The organism is Ramlibacter alkalitolerans, from assembly GCF_016722765.1.
Classification (GTDB): Bacteria; Pseudomonadota; Gammaproteobacteria; order Burkholderiales; family Burkholderiaceae_C; genus Ramlibacter; species Ramlibacter alkalitolerans.
The window spans coordinates 90,960-114,805 of record NZ_JAEQND010000008.1 but is presented as its reverse complement, the minus strand read 5'-3'; the positions used below and the strand labels follow the sequence as shown (position 1 = coordinate 114,805).

Annotated in this window: 18 protein-coding genes; 12 read left to right on the top strand and 6 right to left on the bottom strand. The window is 69.0% G+C overall.

Annotation, left to right across the window (positions count from 1 at the left end; genetic code table 11):
- Positions 1–9: 9 nt before the first annotated feature.
- On the bottom strand, positions 10–1,692 hold the full coding sequence (locus JI746_RS15225) for an OFA family MFS transporter (protein ID WP_201690629.1): 1,683 nt from the start codon (positions 1,690–1,692) through the stop codon (positions 10–12).
- Between the two features lie 146 nt (positions 1,693–1,838).
- Positions 1,839–2,864: an AraC family transcriptional regulator gene (locus tag JI746_RS15220; RefSeq protein WP_201690628.1), complete on the bottom strand. Its 1,026-nt coding sequence runs from the start codon at positions 2,862–2,864 to the stop codon at positions 1,839–1,841.
- A 148-nt stretch (positions 2,865–3,012) separates the two neighbouring features.
- Here JI746_RS15220 and JI746_RS15215 point away from each other — a divergent pair, with 148 nt between their 5' ends.
- From JI746_RS15215 to JI746_RS15200, 4 genes are read left to right on the top strand one after another with little or no spacing between them, the layout of a single operon-like run.
- Complete coding sequence (locus JI746_RS15215; RefSeq protein ID WP_201690627.1) at positions 3,013–4,635, top strand: carboxyl transferase domain-containing protein; 1,623 nt, start codon at positions 3,013–3,015, stop codon at positions 4,633–4,635.
- A gap of 9 nt (positions 4,636–4,644) precedes the next feature.
- Positions 4,645–5,427, top strand: coding sequence for an enoyl-CoA hydratase/isomerase family protein (locus JI746_RS15210; protein WP_201690626.1), 783 nt, complete (start codon positions 4,645–4,647; stop codon positions 5,425–5,427).
- A gap of 6 nt (positions 5,428–5,433) precedes the next feature.
- Positions 5,434–6,081, top strand: coding sequence for a DUF4126 domain-containing protein (locus JI746_RS15205; protein WP_201690625.1), 648 nt, complete (start codon positions 5,434–5,436; stop codon positions 6,079–6,081).
- A complete protein-coding gene (locus JI746_RS15200) occupies positions 6,081–8,075 on the top strand; it encodes an acetyl-CoA carboxylase biotin carboxylase subunit (protein WP_201690624.1) in 1,995 nt (664 codons plus the stop codon). The genes JI746_RS15205 and JI746_RS15200 overlap by 1 nt, the downstream gene beginning before the upstream one ends.
- 131 nt (positions 8,076–8,206) lie before the next feature.
- On the opposite strand, the gene JI746_RS15195 is transcribed toward JI746_RS15200, so the two are convergent.
- Positions 8,207–9,280 (bottom strand): alpha/beta fold hydrolase, encoded by a 1,074-nt coding sequence (locus JI746_RS15195; protein ID WP_201690623.1) that lies wholly within the window; start codon positions 9,278–9,280, stop codon positions 8,207–8,209.
- An 86-nt stretch (positions 9,281–9,366) separates the two neighbouring features.
- On the opposite strand from JI746_RS15195, the gene JI746_RS15190 reads away from it, so the two are divergent.
- From JI746_RS15190 to JI746_RS15160, 7 genes are all read left to right on the top strand, one after another.
- Positions 9,367–10,287 (top strand): 2-hydroxyacid dehydrogenase, encoded by a 921-nt coding sequence (locus JI746_RS15190; RefSeq protein WP_201690622.1) that lies wholly within the window; start codon positions 9,367–9,369, stop codon positions 10,285–10,287.
- Between the two features lie 4 nt (positions 10,288–10,291).
- On the top strand, positions 10,292–11,200 hold the full coding sequence (locus JI746_RS15185) for a hydroxymethylglutaryl-CoA lyase (RefSeq protein WP_201690620.1): 909 nt from the start codon (positions 10,292–10,294) through the stop codon (positions 11,198–11,200).
- A gap of 259 nt (positions 11,201–11,459) precedes the next feature.
- On the top strand, positions 11,460–11,963 hold the full coding sequence (locus tag JI746_RS15180) for a YbaK/EbsC family protein (protein WP_201690618.1): 504 nt from the start codon (positions 11,460–11,462) through the stop codon (positions 11,961–11,963).
- Positions 11,960–12,187, top strand: coding sequence for a DUF1289 domain-containing protein (locus JI746_RS15175; protein WP_201690616.1), 228 nt, complete (start codon positions 11,960–11,962; stop codon positions 12,185–12,187). Before JI746_RS15180 ends, JI746_RS15175 begins: the two co-directional genes overlap by 4 nt.
- Positions 12,184–12,831, top strand: a complete 648-nt coding sequence (locus JI746_RS15170; protein ID WP_201690614.1) for a 2-hydroxychromene-2-carboxylate isomerase — start codon at positions 12,184–12,186, stop codon at positions 12,829–12,831. Before JI746_RS15175 ends, JI746_RS15170 begins: the two co-directional genes overlap by 4 nt.
- A 184-nt stretch (positions 12,832–13,015) precedes the next feature.
- Entirely contained in the window at positions 13,016–14,659 is a 1,644-nt protein-coding gene (locus JI746_RS15165) for an MFS transporter (protein WP_236599886.1), read from the top strand.
- 109 nt (positions 14,660–14,768) lie between these two features.
- The gene (locus tag JI746_RS15160; protein WP_201690610.1) at positions 14,769–15,065 is read left to right on the top strand and encodes a GIY-YIG nuclease family protein; all 297 of its coding nucleotides are present in this window, start codon (positions 14,769–14,771) and stop codon (positions 15,063–15,065) included.
- Between the two features lie 307 nt (positions 15,066–15,372).
- Here JI746_RS15160 and JI746_RS15155 read toward each other — a convergent pair whose 3' ends face one another.
- Together JI746_RS15155 and JI746_RS15150 are read right to left on the bottom strand one after the other, a co-directional pair.
- The gene (locus tag JI746_RS15155; protein WP_201690608.1) at positions 15,373–16,473 is read right to left on the bottom strand and encodes an ABC transporter substrate-binding protein; all 1,101 of its coding nucleotides are present in this window, start codon (positions 16,471–16,473) and stop codon (positions 15,373–15,375) included.
- A gap of 140 nt (positions 16,474–16,613) precedes the next feature.
- Complete coding sequence (locus JI746_RS15150) at positions 16,614–16,922, bottom strand: hypothetical protein (RefSeq protein ID WP_201690606.1); 309 nt, start codon at positions 16,920–16,922, stop codon at positions 16,614–16,616.
- 164 nt (positions 16,923–17,086) lie between these two features.
- Between JI746_RS15150 and uvrA the strand changes: the two genes are divergently transcribed.
- Entirely contained in the window at positions 17,087–22,990 is a 5,904-nt protein-coding gene (gene uvrA / locus JI746_RS15145; RefSeq protein WP_201690605.1) for an excinuclease ABC subunit UvrA, read from the top strand.
- 223 nt (positions 22,991–23,213) lie between these two features.
- Here the strand turns inward: uvrA and JI746_RS15140 are convergent, their stop codons facing one another.
- Positions 23,214–23,744 (bottom strand): porin family protein, encoded by a 531-nt coding sequence (locus JI746_RS15140; protein WP_201690603.1) that lies wholly within the window; start codon positions 23,742–23,744, stop codon positions 23,214–23,216.
- Positions 23,745–23,846 lie beyond the last annotated feature (102 nt).

Genomic DNA, 23,846 nt, shown 5'->3' with positions numbered 1-23,846 from the left:
GCGTGGCCCTCAGTGGAAGAACTTCGCCGCGGCCACCAGCGTGCGGTACACGCCCCACGCGAGCGGGATGCCCACCACCAGCCAGGCCAGGTAGATCTGCATGGTCGGCGTCGTCTCGCGCGCGCCCGTGGCCCGCAACCCGCTTTCGGCCAGGATCGCCTTCTCGTGCGCGAGCTGCTTCTCGCGGGCCAGTTCCTCCTCGGACATGAACCACTTGTCCGGCAGCGGCTTGACCAGCAGGTTGCACAGGAGGCCGATCGCCAGCAGGCCCACCAGGATGTACATGGTCTGGTTGTAGACCTGCTCGCGCGGCAGGCCGAGGTGCAACTGGTATTCGCGCATGTAGTTCACGACCACGGGACCCAGGATGCCGGCCGTGGACCACGCGGTGAGCAGCCGCCCGTGGATGGCGCCCACGAACTGCGTGCCGAAGATGTCGGCCAGGTACGCGGGCACGGTGGAGAAGCTGCCGCCGTACATCGACAGGATCACGCACACGGCACCGACGAACAGCAGCTTGTTGCCCGCGGCCGCCGAGTGCGGCAGGCTCGCATACAGGAGCATGCCCAGCACGAAGAAGATCGAATAGGTGGTCTTGCGGCCGAACAGGTCCGACATGCTGGCCCAGAAGAAGCGGCCGGCGATGTTGAACAGCGACAGCAACGCGGCGAAGCCGCCGGCCACCGCCGCGATGGCCGCGAGCTGCGACTTGTCGAGTTCGCTGAAGTGCTGGGGGATGCCGATCAGGCTGCCGCCGAAGACCTCCTGCAGCATGGGCGAGGCCATGCCGATCACGCCGATGCCGGCGCTCACGTTCATCGTCAGCAGCGCCCAGATCAGCCAGAACTGCGGGATGCCCCACACCTTCTTCACGTGCACGTGCCGGTGCGTGATCATGGCCTTGCCGGCCTTGGGCTGCGGCGGGACCCAGCCCTTGGGATGCCAGCCGGTCGCCGGCACGCGGTAGCCGAAGGCGCCGCCGATCATGAACACGAAGTAGACCAGCGCGAGCACCACGAAGGTCTGCAGCACGCCGTTGCTGGTGGGCGTGGAGAAGGCCTTCATCATGTCCACGGCCAGCGGCGAGCCGATCATGGCGCCGCCGCCGAAGCCCATGATGGCCATGCCGGTGGCCATGCCGCGGCGGTCGGGGAACCACTTGATCAGCGTCGACACCGGCGAGATGTAGCCCAGGCCGAGGCCGACGCCGCCGATCACGCCGGAGCCGAGCACCATCATCCAGAACTGGTGCAGGTAGATGCCCAGCGCGGAGAACAGCATGCCGCCACACCAGCAGAACGCAGCCACGACGCCCGCCTTGCGGGGGCCGGCGCGTTCGAGCCAGCCGCCCCAGAGCGCCGCGGCGCAGCCGAGGAACACGAAGAACAGGGTGTACATCCAACCCAGGGTGGCGATGCTCCAGTCGCAGTTGGTGGCGAAGAGTTCGCCGAAGAAGCCGATGCCCATGCTGGCGCAGGACTTCGTTCCCGGGGCGGCAGTGGCGAGCGATTTCGACAGCGGCAGCCAGAACACCGAGAAGCCGTAGGCCATGCCGATGCACAGGTGGATCGCGAGGGCGGCCGGTGGCACCAGCCAGCGGTTGAAGCCGGCGCCGGCAATGATGCGTTGCTTGTCGAGCAGGCCCACGCCGGATGGCGCGGGTAGCCCAGGGTCGAGCACAGTCGTGGACATCTCGTCTCCAGTTCTTCGTGTCGGATTGGGGGGACGCCGGCGCCGCAGGACTGCCGGCGATGCGGACACTATCAGCGGCCCCGCAGCGTGCCGCGCGGGACTTGCCCTATGTATCGGCGTCCTCAGGGAACGGCCGTACGGGCTCGCTACGAAGCGTCGCGGAACTCGCCCGGCGCCACGCCGGCCCACTGCCGGAACGCCCGCGCGAAGCTTTTCTCGTTGCGGAAGCCGACCGCCGCCGCCACCTGCTTGAGCGGCTTGCCGGTGCGGTAAAGCAGGTCCTTCGCGCGCTCCAGCCGCACTTCGTCCTTCAGCTGCTGCAGGCTCGCGCCTTCCTCCTTCAACTGCCGGTGCAGCGTGCGGGCGGAGACGTGCAGCAGTTGCGCCAGCGCCTCGGCGCTGTGCGTGCGCTCCGGGTACGCCGTGAGGGCCTGCCGCACCTGCGGCACCAGCAGGCGGTCGCGGCGGTACTGCAGCACGGTGATCGAGAGCGCGCGCTGCAGCATCTGCGCCATCGCCTTCTCGTCGCGGCGCAAGGGCAGCTTCAGGTACTGCGCATCGAAGCGGATCGCGGCCTGCGCGGCGGCGAACTGCAGCGTGCCCGGGAACATGTGCCGGTAGGCATCCGCATGCGACGGCTGCGGGAACGGGAAGCGGGCTTCCTGCAGAGGGATGCGCGAGTCGACGTACCAGCAGGCGAGGCCGTGCACGTTGCGCAGCAGGAAGGCCAGGCTCAGCTCGCGCACCTCGCGCGGAATGGGCCGGCTTTCCTCGATCGCGATCGTCGCGACCGGGCCGGCCACGCCGAGCGACAGCCGCACGTCCTCCGTCAGCAGGCCGTGGTGCCGGCACCAGCGCTTCAGGGCCACGCCCAGCGTCGGCGCGGTGAGCGAGGCCCGCGCCAGCATGCCGTAGCTGCCCCAGGGCAGGCGGCGGGTGAAGGCGGCCAGGCCCTCGTCGTCGAGTTCCTGCATGGCCGCTGCGGACAGCGCTTCCATCTGGCGGGCGGTGATGCGCGCCTCGGATTTCTGCAGCTGGGCTGGCGTGATCTGTGCCAGCTTCAGGGCCCCCTCCGGGCTGCCGCCACGCAGCCGGTACGCGGCCGTGATGGCTCGGGCAAAGGCCATCGGGGTGGCGGCGGCCGGAAGGCGGCGGGGCGCGGCGGCGGACATGGCGCAAGTCTAGCGGAGTGGCGGGATTTGCAACCTTCGCGGCAAGCCGCCCGGGACCCGGCTCCCTAAGCTCGCGGCATTGGCGCTATCGTGCGCCGGAGTGCCCCCACCCCGGCCCTCCCCCAGACGGGGAGGGAGGAACTTCCAAATGCCCGTCATCGCATCGCAGTTGAATCCCCGGTCCGCCGACTTCCAGGCCAATGCCGCCGCCATGCAGGCGCTGGTCGACGACCTGAATGCGCAAGTCGCGCTGCATGCCGCCGGCGGCGGCGAGATCGCGCGGCAGAAGCATTCGGCGCGCGGCAAGCTGCCGCCGCGCGAGCGCGTGCAGATGCTGCTCGATCCCGGCACGCCGTTCCTGGAGGTTGCGCCGATCGCCGCCCACGGCATGTACCTGGCCAAGGACGGCACCATGGACGCGCCCAGCGCCGGCATCATCACCGGCATCGGCCGGGTGAGCGGCGTGGAGTGCGTGGTCGTCTGCAACGACGCGACCGTGAAAGGAGGGACCTACTACCCGCTCACGGTGAAGAAGCACCTGCGCGCGCAGGAGATCGCGGGCCAGAACGGGCTGCCGTGCATCTACCTGGTGGATTCCGGCGGCGCCAACCTGCCGAACCAGGACGAGGTGTTCCCCGACCGCGACCACTTCGGCCGCATCTTCTACAACCAGGCCAACCTCAGCGCGCAGGGCATCCCGCAGATCGCCGTGGTGATGGGTTCGTGCACGGCCGGTGGCGCCTACGTGCCGGCGATGAGCGACGAGACCATCATCGTCAAGGAGCAGGGCACGATCTTCCTGGGCGGCCCGCCGCTGGTGAAGGCGGCCACCGGCGAGGTGGTGAGCGCCGAGGACCTCGGGGGCGGCGACGTGCACACGCGCCTCTCGGGCGTGGCCGACCACCTGGCCGTGAACGACGAGCACGCGCTGGCGCTGGCCCGCCGTGCCGTGGCGACGCTGAACCGGCCGAAGGACTGGCCGGTGGAGCGGCGCCAGCCGGTGCCGCCCCGCTACGACGCCAGGGAGCTGTACGGGATCATCCCCACCGACACGCGCAAGCCCTTCGACGTGCGCGAGATCATCGCGCGCCTGGTCGACGACTCGGAGTTCCACGAGTTCAAGGCGCGCTTCGGCAGCACGCTGGTGTGCGGCTTCGGCCACATCGAGGGCATGCCGATCGGCATCGTCGCCAACAACGGCATCCTGTTCTCGGAGTCGGCGCAGAAGGGCGCGCACTTCATCGAACTGTGCTGCCACCGCCGGACGCCGATCCTGTTCCTGCAGAACATCACCGGCTTCATGGTGGGCCGCAAGGTGGAGAACGAAGGCATCGCGCGCCACGGGGCGAAGATGGTCACCGCCGTCGCCACCGCCTCGGTCCCCAAGTTCACCGTGATCATCGGCGGCAGCTACGGCGCCGGCAACTACGGCATGTGCGGCCGCGCCTATTCGCCGCGCTTCCTCTGGACCTGGCCCACCGCGCGCACCTGCGTGATGGGCGCGGAGCAGGCCGCCAGCGTGCTGGCTACCGTGCGGCGCGACGGCATCGAGTCGCGCGGCGGCAGCTGGAGCGCGGAGGAGGAGGCGGCCTTCCGCCAGCCGGTCCTCGACCAGTTCAACCGCCAGTCGCACCCCTACTACGCCAGTGCGCGCCTGTGGGACGACGGCGTGATCGACCCGGCGGACACGCGGCGCGTGCTGGCGCTGGGCCTGTCGGCGGCGCTCAACGCGCCCATCGGCGAGCCGAAGTTCGGCCTGTTCCGGATGTGAAGGACACCCATGAACCACCTGCAACTGAGCTACGAGCGCGGGATCTCCACCGTCACGCTCCATCGCCCCGACGTGCGCAATGCGTTCAACGACGAAGTCATCGCCGAACTGACGGCGGTCTTCCTCGAGATCGGCAAGCGCGACGAGGTGCGCTGCATCGTGCTGGCCGGCAACGGCCCCGCCTTCTGTGCCGGCGCCGACCTGAACTGGATGAAGCGCATCGCCGGCTATTCGCGCGAGGAGAACACCGAGGATGCGTCCGGCATGGCGCGCATGCTGGAGGTGCTGTGGCGCTGCCCCAAGCCGACCATCGCGCGCGTGCACGGCGACACGTACGCCGGCGGCGTCGGCCTGGTGGCCGTGTGCGACATGGCGGTGGCGGTGGACACGGCCTGGTTCTGCCTGAGCGAAGTGAAGCTCGGGCTGATCCCGGCCACCATCAGCCCCTACGTGATCCGCGCCATGGGCGCGCGCGCCGCGCACCGCTACTTCCTGAGCGCGGAGCGCTTCGGTGCGGCCGAGGCCCATCGCATCGGCTTCGTGCACGAGGTGGTGAAGGCCGACGCGCTCGATGCCAAGGTCGCCGAGATCGCGGCCGCGCTGGTGCAGGCCGGCCCCGAGGCCGTGAAGGCGTGCAAGAAGCTGTTGCACGACGTGGCCGGCCACGACATCACGGCCGGCCTGGTGCGGCGCACCGTCGAAGGCATCGCCGACATCCGCGCCAGCGACGAGGGCCGCGAAGGCGTGCAGTCCTTCCTGGCCAAGCGCAAGCCGAACTGGTTGCTGCCTTAGGCGCGCATGAACCTCGACTGGCTCGGCCACCTCGCCCCCGACACGCCGCAGCTGATGGCGCTGGCGGCCGCGCTCGGCTGGGCCAGCGGCTTCCGCCTGTACGCGGCGGTGTTCCTCACCGGGCTGGCGGGCTGGATGGGATGGGTGCAGCTGCCGCAGGGCCTGCACGTGCTGCAGCACCCGGGCGTGCTGGTGGCGAGCGGCTTCATGCTGTTCGCCGAATTCTTCGCCGACAAGATCCCCTTCATCGACTCGATGTGGGATGCGATCCACACGGTGATCCGCATTCCCGCCGGCGCCGCGCTGGCGGCAGGGGCACTGGGCGCCGACAACCAGGCCATGGGCTGGATCGCGGCCATCCTGGGCGGCAGCCTGGCGGCCACCAGCCATGCGACGAAGATGACGACGCGCGCGGCGGTCAACACCTCGCCCGAGCCTTTCTCCAACATGGCCGTCTCGCTGGCGGAAGACGGGCTCGTCGTGTTCATGCTGTGGCTGTCGGCGACGCACCCGGTGGCCTTCGCGATCGTGCTGGTGGCCAGCATCATCGTCTCCGTCATCGTGCTGGTGGTGCTGGTCGCCTTCCTGCGCAAGGTGCTGCGCGGGCTGAGCGGGTTCTTCAAGGGGCGGCCGTTGCCGCGGGAGCTGGGTTGATGTTCAAGAAGATCCTCATTGCGAATCGAGGGGAGATCGCCTGCCGGGTGGCGGCGACGGCGCGCCGCATGGCGATCCGCACGGTGGCCGTCTACTCCGACGCCGATGCGAACGCCAAGCACGTGCAGGCCTGCGACGAGGCCGTGCACATCGGCGGCAGCGCGCCCAGGGACAGCTACCTGCGCTGGGAACGCATCATCGAGGCCGCTCGGGCGACCGGGGCCCAGGCGATCCACCCGGGCTACGGCTTCCTGAGCGAGAACGAAGCTTTCGCCGCGGCCTGTGCCGAGGCGGGGCTGGTGTTCATCGGCCCGCCGCCGTCGGCGATCCAGGCGATGGGCCTGAAGGCCGAGTCCAAGCAGCTGATGGAAAGGGCGGGCGTGCCGCTGGTGCCTGGCTACCACGGCGCGGAGCAGGACCCGGCACTGCTGAAACGCGAAGCCGATCGCATCGGCTATCCGGTGCTGATCAAGGCCAGCGCCGGTGGCGGGGGCAAGGGCATGCGGGCGGTGCAGCAGCCGGAGGAGTTCGCCGCGGCGCTGGCGTCGTGCCAGCGGGAGGCGCGCAACAGCTTCGGCGACGAGGCGGTGCTGGTCGAGAAGTACGTCACGCGGCCGCGGCACATCGAGATCCAGGTCTTCGGCGACACGCAGGGCAACTACGTGTACCTGTTCGAGCGCGACTGCTCGGTGCAGCGGCGCCACCAGAAGGTGCTGGAGGAAGCGCCCGCGCCAGGCATGACCGAGGCGATGCGCCGCCGCATGGGCGAGGCGGCCGTCGCCGCCGCCGGGGCGGTGAAGTACGTGGGCGCGGGGACGGTGGAGTTCATCGTCGAACAGCGCCAGGGCGAGATGAACTTCTTCTTCATGGAGATGAACACGCGGCTGCAGGTGGAGCATCCGGTCACCGAGGCGATCACCGGGCTGGACCTCGTCGAGTGGCAGTTGCGCGTCGCCGCCGGCGAGCCGTTGCCGCTGAAGCAGGAGGACCTGCGCATCCACGGCCACGCGATCGAGGCGCGCATCTGCGCCGAAAGCCCGGACAACAATTTCCTGCCCGCGACCGGCACGCTGCACGTCTACCGCAAGCCGCAGGCCGCCGCCTTCGAGCGGGGGCCGGTGCGCATCGACGACGGCGTGCGCGAAGGCGACGCGATCTCGCCCTACTACGACTCGATGATCGCCAAGCTGATCGTGCATGGCGCGACGCGGGAGGAGGCGCTCGCGCGGCTGGACGAGGCGCTGGCCGAGACGCACATCGTGGGGCTGAGCACGAACGTGCAGTTCCTGCGCCACGTGGTCACCAGCCGCTCCTTCGCGCAGGCCGACCTGGACACGGCACTGATCCCGCGCGAAGCGGCCGTGCTGTTCAACCAGCAGCCGGTGGGCCTCGAGCTCGCGGCCGCCGCGGCCGTGGCGCGCACCCTGCTCGACGAACAGGCGCTGTCCGGCGACGACCCGTTCAGCAAGCGCGACGGCTGGCGTTCGCACGGCGTGGGCACGCGGCGCTTCACCTTCGGTTTCGGCGCCGAGGAGAAGAAGGCGACTCTCACGACGCTGCACGATGGGGCCCTGCTGCTGGCGATCGGCGCCGGCGCGGCGGAGCCGCTGTCGTTCCGGGCCGCCGGTGCGGAGGCGATCGAGCTGCAGTACGGCGCGCGCCGCATGCGCGCGGCGATCTACACCCAGGGCGAAACCGACCACGTGTTCACGGAGGCCGGCGCCGCGCAGATCGTCTCGGTGGACCTGCTGGCGCACGCCGGCGACGCCGCGGCCGAAGGCGGGCGCCTGACGGCGCCGATGCCGGGCAAGGTGATCTCGTTCGCCGTCAAGCCGGGCGAGCAGGTGCGCAAGGGCCAGGCCCTGGCGGTGATGGAAGCGATGAAGATGGAGCACACGATCGCGGCACCGAACGATGGTGTGGTGGCCGAGCTGCTGTATGCGCCGGGGGACCAGGTGCAGGAGGGGGCGGAGCTGCTCAAGTTGAGCGCTTGAAGCGCTGGGGTTCCGGCGCTTCGCGCGTCACGGCCAGCCTACGCCGGCCCGGCCGGGCGGGTAGGTTGGCGGTCCCGGTAGGCTGGCGGTGAGCCGCGCCAGCGCGCGAACCCCAGCGATGCCCGCAGCCTTCACATCGGCGCCAGCCGCGGCGCCGTCTTCAGCACCTTGTCCAGCTCCTGCTTCCAGAACCGCGCCTGCCCCGTCGTCCCATGCCCCAGCGTCTGGTCGCTTGCCGGGATGATGTACGCGCGGCCGTTCTTCACGCGCTTGAGTTCGCGCTCCAGGATGCCCAGTTCGATCGGGTTGCGCTCGTCGTCCGCCGCGTTGATCGCCAGCAGCGTCGCCGTGATCCGCTCCAGCCCCACCGAGGGGTTGTAGTCGGCCGACGACTCCCACTGCAGCAGGTGGTCGTTGGCGTCGCCCTTGAAGTTCTTGAGCCGCGTCTCCAGCGCCTGGTCCGCCTTCTCGCGGTCCGGCCCGTTCTTCATGTACGAATGGTTGCCGCCATTGGTGGCCGTGGCGAAGAAGATCGAGGCCAGCTGGAAGCCGGGCGGCTGCGTGGTGTAGTTGCCGTTGTTCCACGCCGGATCGCGGCGGATCGATTCCGTCAGCAGGCGGCGCAGCGTCCAGTTGCGGCCCGACATGGGCGTGGGCAGCGAAGCCATGGGCACGGCGACGTCCATCATGCCCGGATACTTCTGCGCCCACATCCAGGTCTGCATGCCGCCCATGGAATTGCCGATCACCAGCCGCAGGTGCGGGATCTTCAGGTGCTCGCGCACCAGCCGGTACTGCGCTTCGACCATGTCGTCGTAGTTGTACTTCGGGAACTTCATGCGCAGCCCGTCGGACGGCTTGGTCGAGCCGCCGGTGCCGATGGCGTCGGGCAGGATGATGAAGTACTTCGCCGCGTCGAGCGGCTGCCCGGGGCCGTACAGTTCGCCGCCGAAGCCGGGAGTGAGCATGCTCGCCGACGATCCCGTCGTGCCGTGCAGCATGAGCACCGGCTCGCCGGTGGGCTCGCCGACGGTCTGGTAATGGATCTTCAGCTCGGGCAGCACGTCGCCGGTGTGGAAGCGGAAATCGCGGACCACCCAGGTGCCTTGTTTCGGCGCGGGGAAGTCGGCGGCGAGCGCCTGGGACGCGGCGACGAGCACGGCGGCGCCGAGCCAGGCCGCGCGCAGGAAGGAACGCAGGGTCATCGGTTTCTCCTTGGGCGTGAACAGCCGCCGGAGCTTGGACCGCTGGCGCAGCAGCGTCAACGGGGACGTCCCGCACAATAGGCACCATGCGTATCGTCGTCTGCTGTACCGAGATGAAGCCCGCCCCGTGGATCGCGGGGCTCAGCGCCGCCGTGCCCGGCGCGATCGTGGAAGAGTGGCGCCCCGGCGCGCCGCAGGCCGACCATGCCGTGGTGTGGGCGCCGCCGCAGCAGCTGTTCGACGAGCAGCCCCGGCTGAAGGGCATCTTCAATACCGGCGCCGGCGTCGATGCCCTGCTCAAGCTGCGCCTGCCGCCCGAGGCCGTGCTGGTGCGCCTGGATGACGCCGGCATGTCCGTGCAGATGGCGGAGTTCGTCTGCCACGCGCTGGTGCGGCACTTCCGCGAACTCGACGGTTACGAGCAGGATGCGGCGCAGGGCCGCTGGAGCTTCCGCCGGCCGCGTTCGCGCGCCGATTTCCCGGTCGGCGTGATGGGGCTGGGCGTGCTCGGGCAACGCGTCGCCCAGGCCGTGGCCGGCTTCGAATTCCCGGTGCGCGGCTGGAGCCGCAACGCGAAGGACGTTCCGGGCGTGCAGTGCTTCGCCGGCGCGGAGCAGTTCGATGCCTTCCTGGGCGGCACGCGTGTGCTGGTGAACCTGCTGCCGCTGACCCCTGACACCGAGAACATCATGAACCGGCAGACGCTGGGGCGGCTGCTGCCCGGGGGCTACGTGATCAACGTGGCGCGCGGCGCGCACCTCGTGGACGAGGACCTGCTGGCGCTGGTCGACAGCGGCCACCTGGCCGGCGCCGCGCTCGACGTCTTCCGCACGGAACCGCTGCCGCCGGAGCATCCGTTCTGGTCGCATCCGAAGATCACCGTCACGCCGCATACCTCGGCCCGCACGCTGCGCGACGAGAGCATCGCGCAGATCGCGCGCAAGATCCGCGCCTTCGAGCAGGGAGAACCCATCGCCGGCGTGGTCGATCTGCAGAGAGGATACTGAGGCCATGCAAGTTCCAAGCAAAGTGAAGCTCGTCGACGTGGGGCCGCGCGACGGCCTGCAGAACGAGAAGGAGCCGGTGCCCGCGGCGGTGAAGATCGAGCTGGTGCACCGGCTGCAGGAGGCCGGCCTGCGCGAGATCGAGGTGACCAGCTACGTGTCGCCGAAATGGGTGCCGCAGATGGCCGATGCCGCCGAGGTGATGGCGGGCATCGCGCGGCGGCCGGGCGTGCGCTACTCGGTGCTGACGCCGAACATGAAGGGCTTCGAGGCCTCGCTGCAGGGCAAGCCCGACGAGATCGTGATCTTCGGCGCCGCCAGCGAGGCCTTCAGCCAGCGCAACATCAACTGCTCGATCGCGGAAAGCATCGACCGCTTCGCGCCGGTGGTGGAAGCCGCGCGCGCCAAGGGCATTCGCGTGCGCGGGGCGATGTCCACGGCGGTCGGCTGCCCGTACGAAGGCGAGATCGCGCCGGAGCGGGTCGAGATGTTCGCGCGGCGGATGAAGGAAATCGGCGTGCAGCACCTCGGAGTGGCGGACACGATAGGCGTCGGCACGCCGCGCAAGGTGCAGCGGGCCATGGAAGCCGCGCTGAAGCATTTCGCGATCGACGACCTCTCAGGGCACTTCCACGATACCTACGGGCAGGCGCTGGCGAACACGCTGGCCTGCCTCGAGATGGGCATCTGGCAGTTCGATGCCTCGGTGGCCGGCCTGGGCGGCTGCCCGTATGCCAAGGGCGCCACGGGCAACGTCGCGACGGAAGACGTCGTGTTCATGCTCGACGGACTCGGGATCGAGACCGGCATCGACCTGGACAAGCTGGTGGACGCCGGCAAGTTCATCAGCGACTTCCTGGGCCGCAAGCCGAACTCGCGGGCGGCGACGGCGATCTTGAACAAGAGGGTGCAGTAGGCGGTCGCCACTGCGCACATCCACCCGTCACCCCCGCACATCTACCCGTCACCCCCGCACATCTACCCGTCACCCCCGCACATCCCCACCCGTCACCCCCGCGCAGGCGGGGGCCCAGGGCTTCCAGGGAGAATGCGGAAGCACTGGATTCCCGCCTTCGCGGGAATGACGCTTTCTCCACTGAATTCACTGTTCGGAATGACGCTTTCCCCACTGGATTCCCGCCTTCACGGGAATGACGACTCCTCCTCTTCCAAGCATGTGTGGCGCTGAACTCCAATCCCTCCCCGAAGGCGTGCAGCGCGTCGCGCGCGCCTTGCAGGATGCCGGGCATCCCCACGCCCCCGTGATGCTGGACGACGCCGCGCGCACGGCGCAGCAGGCGGCCGATGCGCTGGGCATCCACGTCGGGCAGATCGCCAAGAGCATCATCTTCCGCCGCAAGGCCGACGACGTCGCCGTGCTGGTGATCGCCTCCGGCGACCGCCGGGTCGACGAGAAGAAGGTCGATGCGATCGTCGGCAAGACCGGTCGCGCGGACGCCGAATTCGTCAAGGCGAAGACCGGCTTTTCCATCGGCGGCGTGGCGCCGATCGCCCATGTGCAGCCGCCGGTGACGCTGATCGACCGCGAACTGTTTCGCTTCGAGGAGATCTGGGCCGCCGCGGGGCATCCGCACGGCGTCTTCAAGCTGCGCCCGCACGACCTGGAGCGGCTCACTGGCGCACCGGTGGCGGACGTGGCGCAGGCGCCGGCGGGATGAGTTCCGGCACGAAGCAGTTCCTGCTGGAAAAGGCAAGCGGCCTGGACCTGGCCGATTTCTTGCCTTCGCCCTGCATCTCGGTGTGCCGGATCGACGCGGCGAGCGGCACCTGCGAAGGCTGCTACCGCACCCTCGACGAGATCGCGGCCTGGAGCCGCGCCACCGAGGAGGAGAAGCGCGCGATCTGGGACCGCCTGCTGCAGCGCGCCCACGAAGACCCATGAAGCACATCACCTTCCACTTCGACTTCATCTCGCCTTATGCCTACCTCGCGTTCGAGAAACTGCCCGAGGCGCTCAAGGGCCTGAGCTATCGCGTGGACTACCGCCCCGTGCTGTTCGCGGCGATGCTCAAGCACCACGGCCAGCTCGGGCCGGCGGAGATCGCGCCCAAGCGCGACTGGACCTACCGGCAGGTGCTGTGGCTCGCGCACGCGCACGGCATCCCGCTGCAGCTGCCAGCCGCGCATCCGTTCAATCCGCTGGGGGCGCTGCGGCTCGCGCTCGCGTGCGGGCAAGACGGACTGGTGAACCGCTACGTGGCCGAGACGGTGTTCCGCCACGTCTGGCGTGGCGGCGCCGACGCGGCCGACGCGCAGCGCCTGGCGGAGCTGCGTGCCTTGCTGCAGCCGCCGCGCGACCCCGCCGACGAGGCCGTGAAGGCGGAACTGAAGGCCAACACCGAAGCGGCCATCGCACGCGGCCTGTTCGGCGTGCCCACGTGCGAAGTCGATGGCCGCGTGTTCTGGGGTTTCGATGCGCTGCCCATGCTGCGCGAGTACCTGGAAGGCAACGCCTGGTTCGCCGGCGGCGCGTGGGAGCAGGCCGCGGACCTGCCCACCGGCCAGACGCGTAAAGGGAATGCCTAGCCAAGGCTCCTACCCGTTCGCATCGTGAAAGCGCCGCTGCGGGTTTGACCCTAAACGGTCAGAGCCGCATCAGTTTCGCGTCAGAGCGGGGTCAGAGCGCGCGCGAAGAATGCGGCGCGTGACGCAACGCAACCCCGCACACCCTCCACTGGCCTTCGTGACGCCGGCCCCGGCCAGCGGGTCCATGACGCCGCAGGACAGGCGCGTGATCTTCGCCTCCTCGCTGGGCACCGTGTTCGAGTGGTACGACTTCTACCTGTACGGCGCGCTGGCTTCGATCGTCGCCAAGCAGTTCTTCTCGGCGCTCGATCCCGGTGCGGCGTTCATCTTCGCGCTGCTGGCCTTCGCCGCCGGCTTCCTGGTGCGGCCCTTCGGAGCGCTGGTGTTCGGCCGGCTGGGCGACATGATCGGGCGCAAGTACACCTTCCTGGTCACGATCCTGATCATGGGGCTGTCGACCTTCATCGTCGGCCTCCTGCCTTCCTATGGCTCGGTGGGTGTCGCGGCGCCCGTGATGCTGATCGCGATGCGCCTGCTGCAGGGGCTCGCGCTGGGCGGCGAATACGGCGGTGCGGCGACCTACGTGGCGGAACATGCGCCACCAGGCCGGCGCGGCGCGTACACGGCGTGGATCCAGACGACCGCGACGCTGGGCCTGCTGCTGTCGCTGATCGTGGTGCTCGGCACCCGCACGCTGCTCGGGGAAGCCGCCTTCGCCGACTGGGGCTGGCGCGTGCCCTTCCTCGTGTCGGTCCTGCTGCTGGTCGTCTCGGTGTGGATCCGCCTGTCGATGAACGAATCCCCCGCCTTCCGCCGCATGAAGGCGAAGGGCCGCAGCTCGAAGACGCCGTTGAAGGAATCGTTCGGTCAATGGCGCAACCTGAAGGTCGTGATCCTGGCGCTGGTCGGCCTGACGGCGGGCCAGGCGGTGGTCTGGTACTCGGGGCAGTTCTATGCGCTGTTCTTCCTCACGCAGGCGCTGAAGGTGGACAACGCGACGGCCAACCTCATGATGGCCGCGGCGCTCGTGGTCGGCACGCCCTTCTTCCTGCTGTTCGGCCGGTTGTCGGACCGCATCGGCCGCAAGCCGATCATCATGGCCGGCTGCCTGCTGGCCGCACTGAGCTACTTCCCCCTGTTCGGGGCGCTCACGCAGGCGGCCAACCCGGACCTCGCCGCCGCGCAGGCGCACGCCAGGGTGGTGGTGCATGCCGACGACGCCCAATGCTCGTTCCAGGGCAGCCCCATCGCGCGCGAGACCGATTTCGCCAGCTCCTGCGACATCGCCAAGCGCTTCCTGGCGCAGAACTCCGTGAGCTACGAGAACGCCACGGGCGAGGCAGGGAAACCCGCCACCGTGACCATAGGCGCGAAGTCCATCGTGGCGCCGACGGCCGTGGTCGGCCGCGGCAAGTTCGACGACGCCAGCATGCGCAGGATCGCCGCGTTCGAGCGCGAGGTGGCAGCAGCGCTCGAGGCCGCGGGCTATCCGGCCGCGGCCGATCCGGCGAAGATGAACGTGCCCATGGTGATCGCGCTGCTCGTGTACCTGGTGATCCTGGTGGCGATGGTCTACGGCCCGATCGCGGCGATGCTGGTGGAACTGTTCCCCACGCGCATCCGCTACACCTCGATGAGCCTGCCGTACCACATCGGCAACGGCTGGTTCGGCGGCCTGCTGCCGACCACGGCCTTCGCGATCGTCGCGCACACGGGCAACATGTACGCGGGCCTCTGGTACCCCGTCGCGATCGCCGCCGCCACCTGCGTGATCGGCACGCTGTTCATCCGCGAGACGAAGGACGTGGATATCTACGCGATGGATTGACCCCGGCCTGGTGCTTCGCCAGGCCCCGGGAATTTCCTCACCGCGCCGCTCGCCACTACGTCATTCGCGCGGAGGCGGGAATCCAGCGCTCCCGCATTGCGCTGCCCCCATGGAAAAGCAGCCTGCCGTCTACATCCTCGCCAGCGGCCGCAACGGCACGCTGTACATCGGTGTGACTTCGAACCTGGTCCAGCGCGCCTGGCAGCACAGGTCAGGGGCGGTGGCGGGTTTTTCGCTGCACTACGGCGTGAAGCATCTCGTGCACTACGAACTGCAAGGGGACATGGAACATGCGATTACGCGGGAGAAGCGGCTGAAGAAGTGGAACCGGGCGTGGAAGGTGCGGTTGATCGAAGAAAGGAATCCGGAGTGGAGGGATCTCTGGGAGGAGATCCTGGGGGTGTGAGCGCGGCTCCGCGCTTGCCCGTCCCTGCCGCGAGCCTCCCCGTCACCGTCGCGAGCCTCCCCGTCACCGTCGCGAGCCTCTCCGTCACCGTCGCGAGCCTCTCCGTCACCGTCGCGAGCCTCTCCGTCACCCCCGCGAAGGCGGGGGCCCAGAGCTTCCAGAATCCTCGCCCGCGCGCGGGCGGCACACGGGGCCCGTGGGAGCCCTGGATTCCCGCCTTCGCGGGAATGACGAGCTGCGCCGCGCCCGGACGGATCAGGGCTCCGGAAGCCCTCGATTCCCGCCTTCGCGGCAATGACGCGTTGCCCTACCTCTTGAACTTCCCATCCACCCCGATGATCGACAGTTCCGAATACTCCATCCCCGTGTGGTCGTCCGGCGCGTAGCTGATCTCCATGCCGCCAAGGTCGAACTTCTGCAGACCTTCGAGCGCCGCCTGCACCTTGGCGCGCGTCGGGTTCGGGCCGGCGCGGCGCAGCGCTTCGACCAGCACCTTCGCGCCCGCGTAGCCCTCCAGCATCGCAGGGCTCAGTTCCAGCTTCTTCTCCTTCGCGAGCGCCGCCGCATCGCGCACCATCGCGTAGGCCACCGCGCGCTCCGACGGGAACACCTGCGTGACCATCACGCCGGCGCCGGCTTCGCCGAGGCCGCGGATGAAGCCGGAGGACGCGTTGTTCGACAGCGTCACGACCTGCAGGCCCGACTGCGCGCTGCGCAGCGACTTGATGCCGTCCACCACCGCCGTGCCGGAGGCGATCCACACCACGGCCTGCACGCCCGATTTCTCCACCGTCTGCACGACGGCCTTGTAGTCGGGGCGCGTGCGGTCGACCTTGATCGCGATGGCGGGCGCGAAGCCCGCGCGGTAGAAGCCCTTGCTCGCGCCCTCCAGGCCGTCCTCGCCGAAGCTGTCGTCCGCGTGCACGACGGCGATGCGCGTGATGCCCAGGGCGCGCAGGTGCGTCACTGCCTTTTCCGCTTCGCGCTGGTAGGGCGCGCGCACGTTGAAGACGTGCTTCTTCACCGGTTGGTGCAGCACCATCGCGCCGGAGGAGGGCGCCACCAGCGGCACGGCGTGCTGTTCCAGCAGCGGGAGGATCGCCTCGGTGTGCGGCGTGCCGCGATTGAGGAACAGCGCGACGACGTGCTTCTCCTCGATCAATTGCCGGGCGTTGGCCGCGGCCAGGGCCGGATCGAACTTGTCGTCCAGCGAGACGAGCTCGATCTTCTGCCCGTTCACTCCGCCCTTGGCGTTGACGGCATCGAGCCAGAGCTTCGCGCCGTCGGTGATCTCCTTGACGCCGGAGGCGGCCAGCCCGGTGAAGCCGGCCGTCTGGCCGACGAGGATTTGCGAAAGAGCCCAGACGGGCGCGAGCGCGGCGATGGCCGCAACGATCAAGCGTTTCACTTGCTTCTCCCACGGCAGCGCGACTGTGCCGGGTGTGTCTAAGTGTAAACGCTAGCAGTATTTAAGTTGCAACACCCACTGTCGGCAGTAGGAGACTGCGAGCCCCGGGAAGCGGGCCGTTGCTGGGCCGCGCGGCCCGCCTAAACCCGGCTGATCATGCTGGCGGGCAGGACCGTACCGAAGGCAGAGAGCAGGCCGTCGATGCGCTCCTGCGCCTGCGCCAGGCAATGCTGGGTCGTCACGATCTGGAAAATCTGGTCGCGCAAAAGCCACAGTTCCTGCGCACGCTCCGCCGTGTGGACCCGCCAGCGCAGGCGATCGCTCTCGGTGCCATGGCAGTCTTCCAGCACGGCCAGCAATTGCCGGCGCACGGCTTCGACGCCCGCCTCGGGGGGACGCAAGTGCCAGTCGACACCGTAGCCGGGTAGCCACTGCTTCCACGAGTCCATGAGCGCCGCCGGAGAGTGGAGGACGGCGCAAGATAGTCAATCCGAGGTAAAGGGTCTGTAAGACTTTGTTATGAGACTTGCGTAGGGGATCTGCGCATAACCCTTGCGCCTCCTCATGCGGAGCCGCTCCCTACAATCTTCGGCCTTGCTTGCTGAAGGCCTCCATGTCCCAGGGATCGATCCGCATCCGCGGCGCCAGACAACACAACCTCAAGAATCTCGACCTCGACCTGCACACCGGTGAACTGACCGTCGTCACCGGCCCCAGCGGCTCCGGCAAATCCAGCCTCGTCTTCGACACCCTCTACGCCGAAGGCCAGCGCCGCTACGTCGAAACCTTCTCCGCCTATGCGCGCCAGTTCCTGGAGCGCATGGACAAACCCGCGGTCGATCGCGTCGAGGGCGTCCCGCCCGCGATCGCCATCGACCAGACCAACCCCGTCCGCTCGTCGCGCTCCACCGTGGGCACGATGACGGAACTCAACGACCACCTGAAGCTGCTGTTCGCGCGGGCGGCGCAGCTGTTCGACCGCAAGACGGCGCAGCAGGTGCGGCACGACTCGCCGGAGACGATCTACGAGCAGCTGATGGAGCGCACGCGGGCCGGCGATCCGCGCCTGGTCGTCACCTTCCCGGTGGAACTCCCCGGCGGCACGACGCCAGAGGAAGTCGAGCAGTGGCTCGCCGCCAGCGGCTTCACCCGCGTGCAGGCCGAACGCGAAGTGGCGACGCCCACCGGCCCGCGCAAGATCCTCGACGTGGTGGCGGACCGCTTCCGCATCCAGGGCGTGGAGAAGGCCCGCGCGATCGAAGCGATCGAGGTGGCGCTGAAGCGCGGCAGCGGGCGCGTGTGGGTGTACGCGGGCGACGACGACGCCAAGGACGTGTGGAAGTTCTCCACCGGCCTGCACTGCCCCGACTCGGACATCCGCTACACCGACCCGGTGCCGTCGATGTTCTCGTTCAACTCGCCCGTCGGCGCGTGCGAGACCTGCCGCGGCTTCGGCCGCGTGATCGGCGTCGACTACGGCCTGGTGTTCCCGAACGACAAGCTCACGCTGCGGTCGGGCGCCGTCAAGACCTTCCAGACGCCGGCCTGGTCCGAATGCCAGGAAGACATGATGCGGCATGCCGAAGCGGCCGGCATCCCGCGCGACACGCCCTGGTACAAGCTCACGCCCGAACAGAAGCAGTGGGTGGTCCAGGGCGCGCCCAACTACCGCGAGGGCAACTGGAACAAGCAGTGGTACGGCGTCAAGCGCTTCTTCCAGTACCTCGAAAGCAAGGCCTACAAGATGCACATCCGGGTGCTCTTGTCCAAGTACCGCAGCTACACGCCCTGCGAGGCCTGCGGCGGCGCCCGCCTGAAGACCGAGTCGCTGCTGTGGCGCCTGGGCAGCAAGGACGATGCGGACGCGGCGCTGGAGCCGGCGCGGCGCTTCCTGCCGGTGGGCGTCGACTGGACGCGTGCGCAACTCGAGGCGCTGCCCGGCCTGTCGGTGCACGACCTGATGCTGCTGCCGATCGACAAGCTGCGGCGCTTCTTCGATCGTGTCGAGCCGGAGGCCGAAGCGCATGCCGGCAGCGGCGAGCTGCAGGCGCTCAAGCTGCTGTTCGACGAGATCAACACGCGGCTGCGCTACTTGGTGGACGTCGGCATCGGCTACCTCACGCTGGATCGCCAGAGCCGCACGCTCTCCGGCGGCGAGGTGCAGCGGATCAACCTGACCACCGCGCTCGGCACCTCGCTGGTCAACACGCTGTTCGTGCTCGACGAGCCCAGCATCGGCCTGCACCCGCGCGACATGGGCCGCATCACGCAGGCCATGCAGCGCCTGCGCGATGCCGGCAACACGCTGGTGGTGGTGGAGCACGACCCGGCCGTGATGGTCGCCGCCGACCGCATCATCGACATGGGGCCGGGGCCCGGCGAGCGCGGCGGCGAGATCGTGTTCGACGGCACGGTGCAGGACCTGCGCAAGGCCGACACGCTGACCGGCGCCTATCTCGGCGCCCGCAAGCACGTCGGCATGGGCTTCAAGCGCGCCGTCACCGACGCCACGCCGCGGCTGGTGCTGGAAGGCGCGCGCGAGCACAACCTGAAGAACCTGTCGGTGGAGTTCCCGCTGCAGCGCCTGGTGGTGGTGACGGGCGTGTCCGGCTCGGGCAAGTCCACGCTGGTGCAGGACATCCTCGCGCCGGCGCTGCTGCGGCACTTCGGCCGTGCGACCGAGACGCCGGGCCTGCACGATCGCGTGCTGGGCGCGGACCACCTGGGCGACGTCGTGTTCGTCGACCAGTCGCCGATCGGCAAGACGGCGCGCTCCAATCCGGTGAGCTATGTCGGCGCCTGGGACTGCATCCGCGAGATCTTCGCCACCTCTGCGCTGGCGAAGCAGCGCGGCTACACGGCGGCGAAGTTCAGCTTCAACTCGGGCGACGGGCGCTGCCCGACCTGCGGCGGCTCCGGCTACGAGCACGTGGAGATGCAGTTCCTGTCCGACGTGTACCTGCGCTGCCCCGATTGCGACGGCAAGCGCTACCGGCCCGAGATCCTGGAAGTGACGATCGAGCGGCAGCCGGTCGGCGCCCTCGCGCCGCGCGCGATGAACGTCGCCGACGTGCTGGACTTGACGGTGAGCGAGGCCGCCGCGCTGTTCGCCAACGACCGCGACGTGCTGCGCTCGCTGCAGCCGATCGTCGACGTGGGGCTGGAGTACGTGAAGCTGGGGCAGCCGGTGCCGACGCTCTCGGGCGGCGAGTCGCAGCGGCTCAAGCTGGCGGGCTTCCTGTCCGAGGCCGCACGCTCGTCCACGCACTCGCGCCAGGGCGTGGCAAAGAAGGGCACGCTGTTCCTGTTCGACGAGCCGACCACGGGGCTGCACTTCGACGACATCGCCAAGCTGATGCGCGCCCTGCGCAAGCTGCTGGAAAACGGCAACTCGCTGATCGTGATCGAACACAACCTCGACGTGATCCGCGCGGCCGACTGGCTGGTGGACCTGGGCCCAGAAGGCGGCGACGGCGGCGGGCTGCTGGTGGCGGAAGGTCCGCCGGAGGAAGTGAAGCAGCACGCGAGCTCGCACACGGCGAAGGCGCTGCGTGAGTACGACGGCACGCTGGGCCTTGTTTCGGAGCCGGGGCAGCGAAATTGGGGTCAGATTCCAATTTCCCGCCAGGCTGCCGGCAAGGGGAACGACGCGTCGAGGAAATTGGAATCTGACCCCAATTTCGCGGAGCGCCGCAAGGATGCCATCCAGATCGTCAACGCCAAGGAGCACAACCTCAAGAGCCTCAGCGTCGACATCCCGCACAACAAGTTCAGCGTGATCACCGGCGTGTCCGGCTCGGGCAAGTCGACGCTCGCCTTCGACATCCTGTTCAACGAGGGGCAGCGGCGCTACCTCGAATCGCTCAATGCCTACGCGCGCTCGATCGTGCAGCCGGCCGGCCGGCCCGAGGTGGACGCGGTGTACGGCATTCCGCCGACGGTGGCGATCGAGCAGCGCCTCTCGCGCGGCGGTCGCAAGTCCACGGTGGGCACGACGACGGAGGTGTGGCACTTCCTGCGCCTCCTGTACGTGAAGCTGGGCGTGCAGCACTGCGTGAACGAAGGCGCCGAGGTGCGGCCGCAGACGCCCGACAGCATCGTGGCGCAGATCCTGAAGCGCTACCGCGGCCAGCACGTGGGCCTGCTGGCGCCGCTGGTGGTGAACCGCAAGGGCGTGTACACGGAACTCGCCGACTGGGCCCGCCCGCGCGGCTACACGCACCTGCGTGTCGACGGCAACTTCCTGCCGACCACCGGATTCCCGCGCATCGACCGCTTCAAGGAGCACACCATCGAGCTGCCGGTGTGCGACTTCGACGTGACGCCCGCCAACGAGGGCCTGCTGCGCGAGAAGATCGCCACCGCGCTGGAGCACGGCAAGGGCGTGGTGCACCTGCTGGCGCCGCTCGATGCGCTGCGCACGGCGTTCAGCCAGGGCGTGGTGAAGCACGAGGGCATCGGCCGGGTGGAGGTCTTCTCCACGCTGCGCGCCTGCCCGGTGTGCAACACCAGCTACCCGGAGCTCGATCCGCGCCTGTTCTCGTACAACAGCAAGCACGGCTGGTGCCCCGATTGCGTGGGCACCGGCGTGAAGCTCACGCGCGAGCAGCGCAAGGCGCTGGACGACACGCTGCTCACCGCCGAAGGCGACAAGGGCCGCGAGCAGACCTTTGCCGAAGCCGAGGTGGAGGACGTCTCGGACGAAACCTGCCCCACCTGCCAGGGCACGCGCCTCAACGCGCAGGCGCGCGCCGTGCGCTTCGACGTTACCGCCATCTCCGACATCGCCGCGCTGTCGGTGCGCGACGTGCGCCAGTGGGTCGAAGGCCTGCAGGCGCGCGACGTGCTGAGCGTGCGCGAGCAGGGCATCGCGCGCGACCTGATCCCGGAGATCCGCTCGCGGCTGGAATTCCTGGAGGAGGTGGGCCTCGGCTACCTCACGCTGGACCGCGGCGCGCCGACGCTCTCGGGCGGCGAGGCGCAGCGCATCCGGCTGGCGGCGCAGCTCGGCTCCAACCTGCAGGGCGTGTGCTACGTGCTCGACGAGCCGACCATCGGCCTGCACGCGCGCGACAACCAGATCCTGCTCGATGCCCTGCACAAGCTGGGCGACAAGGGCAACACGCTGGTGGTCGTGGAGCACGACGAGGACACGATCCGGCGCGCCGACCACATCATCGACATCGGTCCCGGCGCCGGCAAGCGCGGGGGCAGCGTGATCGCACAAGGCACGGCGCACGAAGTGACGCAGTCGCCCGACTCGCTGACCGGCCGCTACCTGCTGCATGCGATGAAGCACCCGGTCAAGCCGCGCCGCCTGGTGAACGGCGAGGACACGGGCGTGGCGATCCCGGTGGCCGAGACGCCCGCGGCGAAGGTCAAGGCCAAGAAGCCGCGCTCGCTGCTGGCGCAGATCGCATCGGCGCTGCCCACGCCCGAGGATCCGAACACCACGCGCTACCTCAAGCTGCGCGGCGCCGACCTCCACAACCTCGCCGACGTCGACGTCGACGTCCCGCTCAAGCGCCTGGTCGTCGTGACCGGCGTCTCCGGCTCCGGCAAGTCCACGCTGGCGCGCGACGTGCTGCTGCACAACGTGCAGGCCGTGGTGCAGCAGCGGTCGACCAAGGCCGGACGCGAGGCCGACGAAGCCGGCAAGCACCCGAAGTGGATCGGCTGCAAATCGCTGGCGGGCTACCGGACCATCGACCGCGTCCTCGAGGTGGACCAGACGCCGATCGGCAAGACGCCGCGCTCCTGCCCGGCGACCTACATCGGTTTCTGGGACACCATCCGCAAGCTGTTCGCGGACACGCTGGAGGCGCGCGCCCGCGGCTACGGGCCCGGCCGCTTCTCCTTCAACACCGGCGAGGGCCGCTGTCCGCTGTGCGAAGGCCAGGGCGTGCGCACGATCGCCATGAGCTTCCTGCCGGACGTGAAGGTGCCGTGCGAAGCCTGCCACGGCGCCCGCTTCAACCCCGAGACGCTGGCGGTCACCTGGCGCGGCAAGAACATCGGCGACGTGCTGCGCATGGAGGTCGACGAGGCCGTGGAGTTCTTCTCCGCCATGCAGAACATCAGCCATCCGCTGCAGTTGCTGCGCGACGTGGGCCTGGGCTACCTCACGCTGGGACAGCCATCACCCACGCTGTCGGGCGGCGAGGCCCAGCGCATCAAGCTGGTGACCGAACTGTCCAAGGTGCGCGACGACGTCACGCGGCGCGGGCAGAAGGCGCCGCACACGCTCTATGTGCTGGACGAGCCCACCGTGGGGCTGCACATGGCGGACGTGGAAAAGCTGATCCGCGTGCTGCATCGGCTGGTGGATGGCGGCCACAGCGTGATCGTGATCGAGCACGACCTCGACGTGATCGCGGAAGCGGACTGGATCATCGACCTGGGCCCCGACGGCGGCTCCGCGGGCGGCCAGGTGGTGGCTGCGGCTCCGCCGGAGGAAGTGGTGGCCAAGGGCACGCACACGGGCAAGGTGCTGGCGCCGGTGCTGGCGCGCGTTTGAGGGCACGAACGCGCCCCCCGTCATTCCCGCGAAGGCGGGAACCCAGGGCTCCCGATGCTCGCCGCGCGCGGCGAGTTTCCCTGAAGCCGTGGATTCCCGCCTCCGCGGGAATGACGGGTCCGGGTGCCGCGCCGCAATGACGGGTGCGGCCTCCGCGCGACTGACGACCCCCCACGAAAAAGGCCCGCCGGGGCGGGCCTTCGACACTGGAGCTCAGCCCCGGTCAGAAGCGGTAGCCGACGCTGATCGTCCAGCCTTGCACCTTGGCCGTGTCCTTGTTCAGGAGCTGCATCCAGTCGGCGCCGACGTACAGCTTCGGGTTGAAGCTGTAGTTCACGCCGACGCCGTAGGCGAAGTCGTCGTCGGTGCCACTGGCGCTGAAGCCCGGCACGCTGAACTTCACCTTGGTGCGGGCCCAGCCGAGGCGGCCGAACACTTCGAAGTTGTTGAAGTTGTACTTCGGCTTCAGGAACAGGCCGAAGGCGTACTTCGCCTTGGCGTCCACGCCCAGGTCGCTGTCGGAGTTGGTGCCCAGGGCAAGCAGCGCCTCACCGGCGAAGTAGGGGTGGAAGTTGTAGCCGACGATGCCGCGCAGCGCTTGCGGCGTGGCGTCGAAACCGGTGGTGCTTTCCTTGACCTGCAGGAAGCTGTAGCCCAGTTCGCCGTACAGCGGCGAGGCATTGCGGGCTTGTTGCGCCTGGGCGGCGCCGACCAGGACCAGGGCGGCAGCGGCCGCGATGGCGATACGTTTCATGAAAGTCCCTTGGATGTCGAATCGTTTTTTCACTCGGGTTTTCCCGAGGCCTTCGAGTGTCGAGGCCGCGCGTGCGCAGCGTCAACGAGCGAGCGGTAAAGA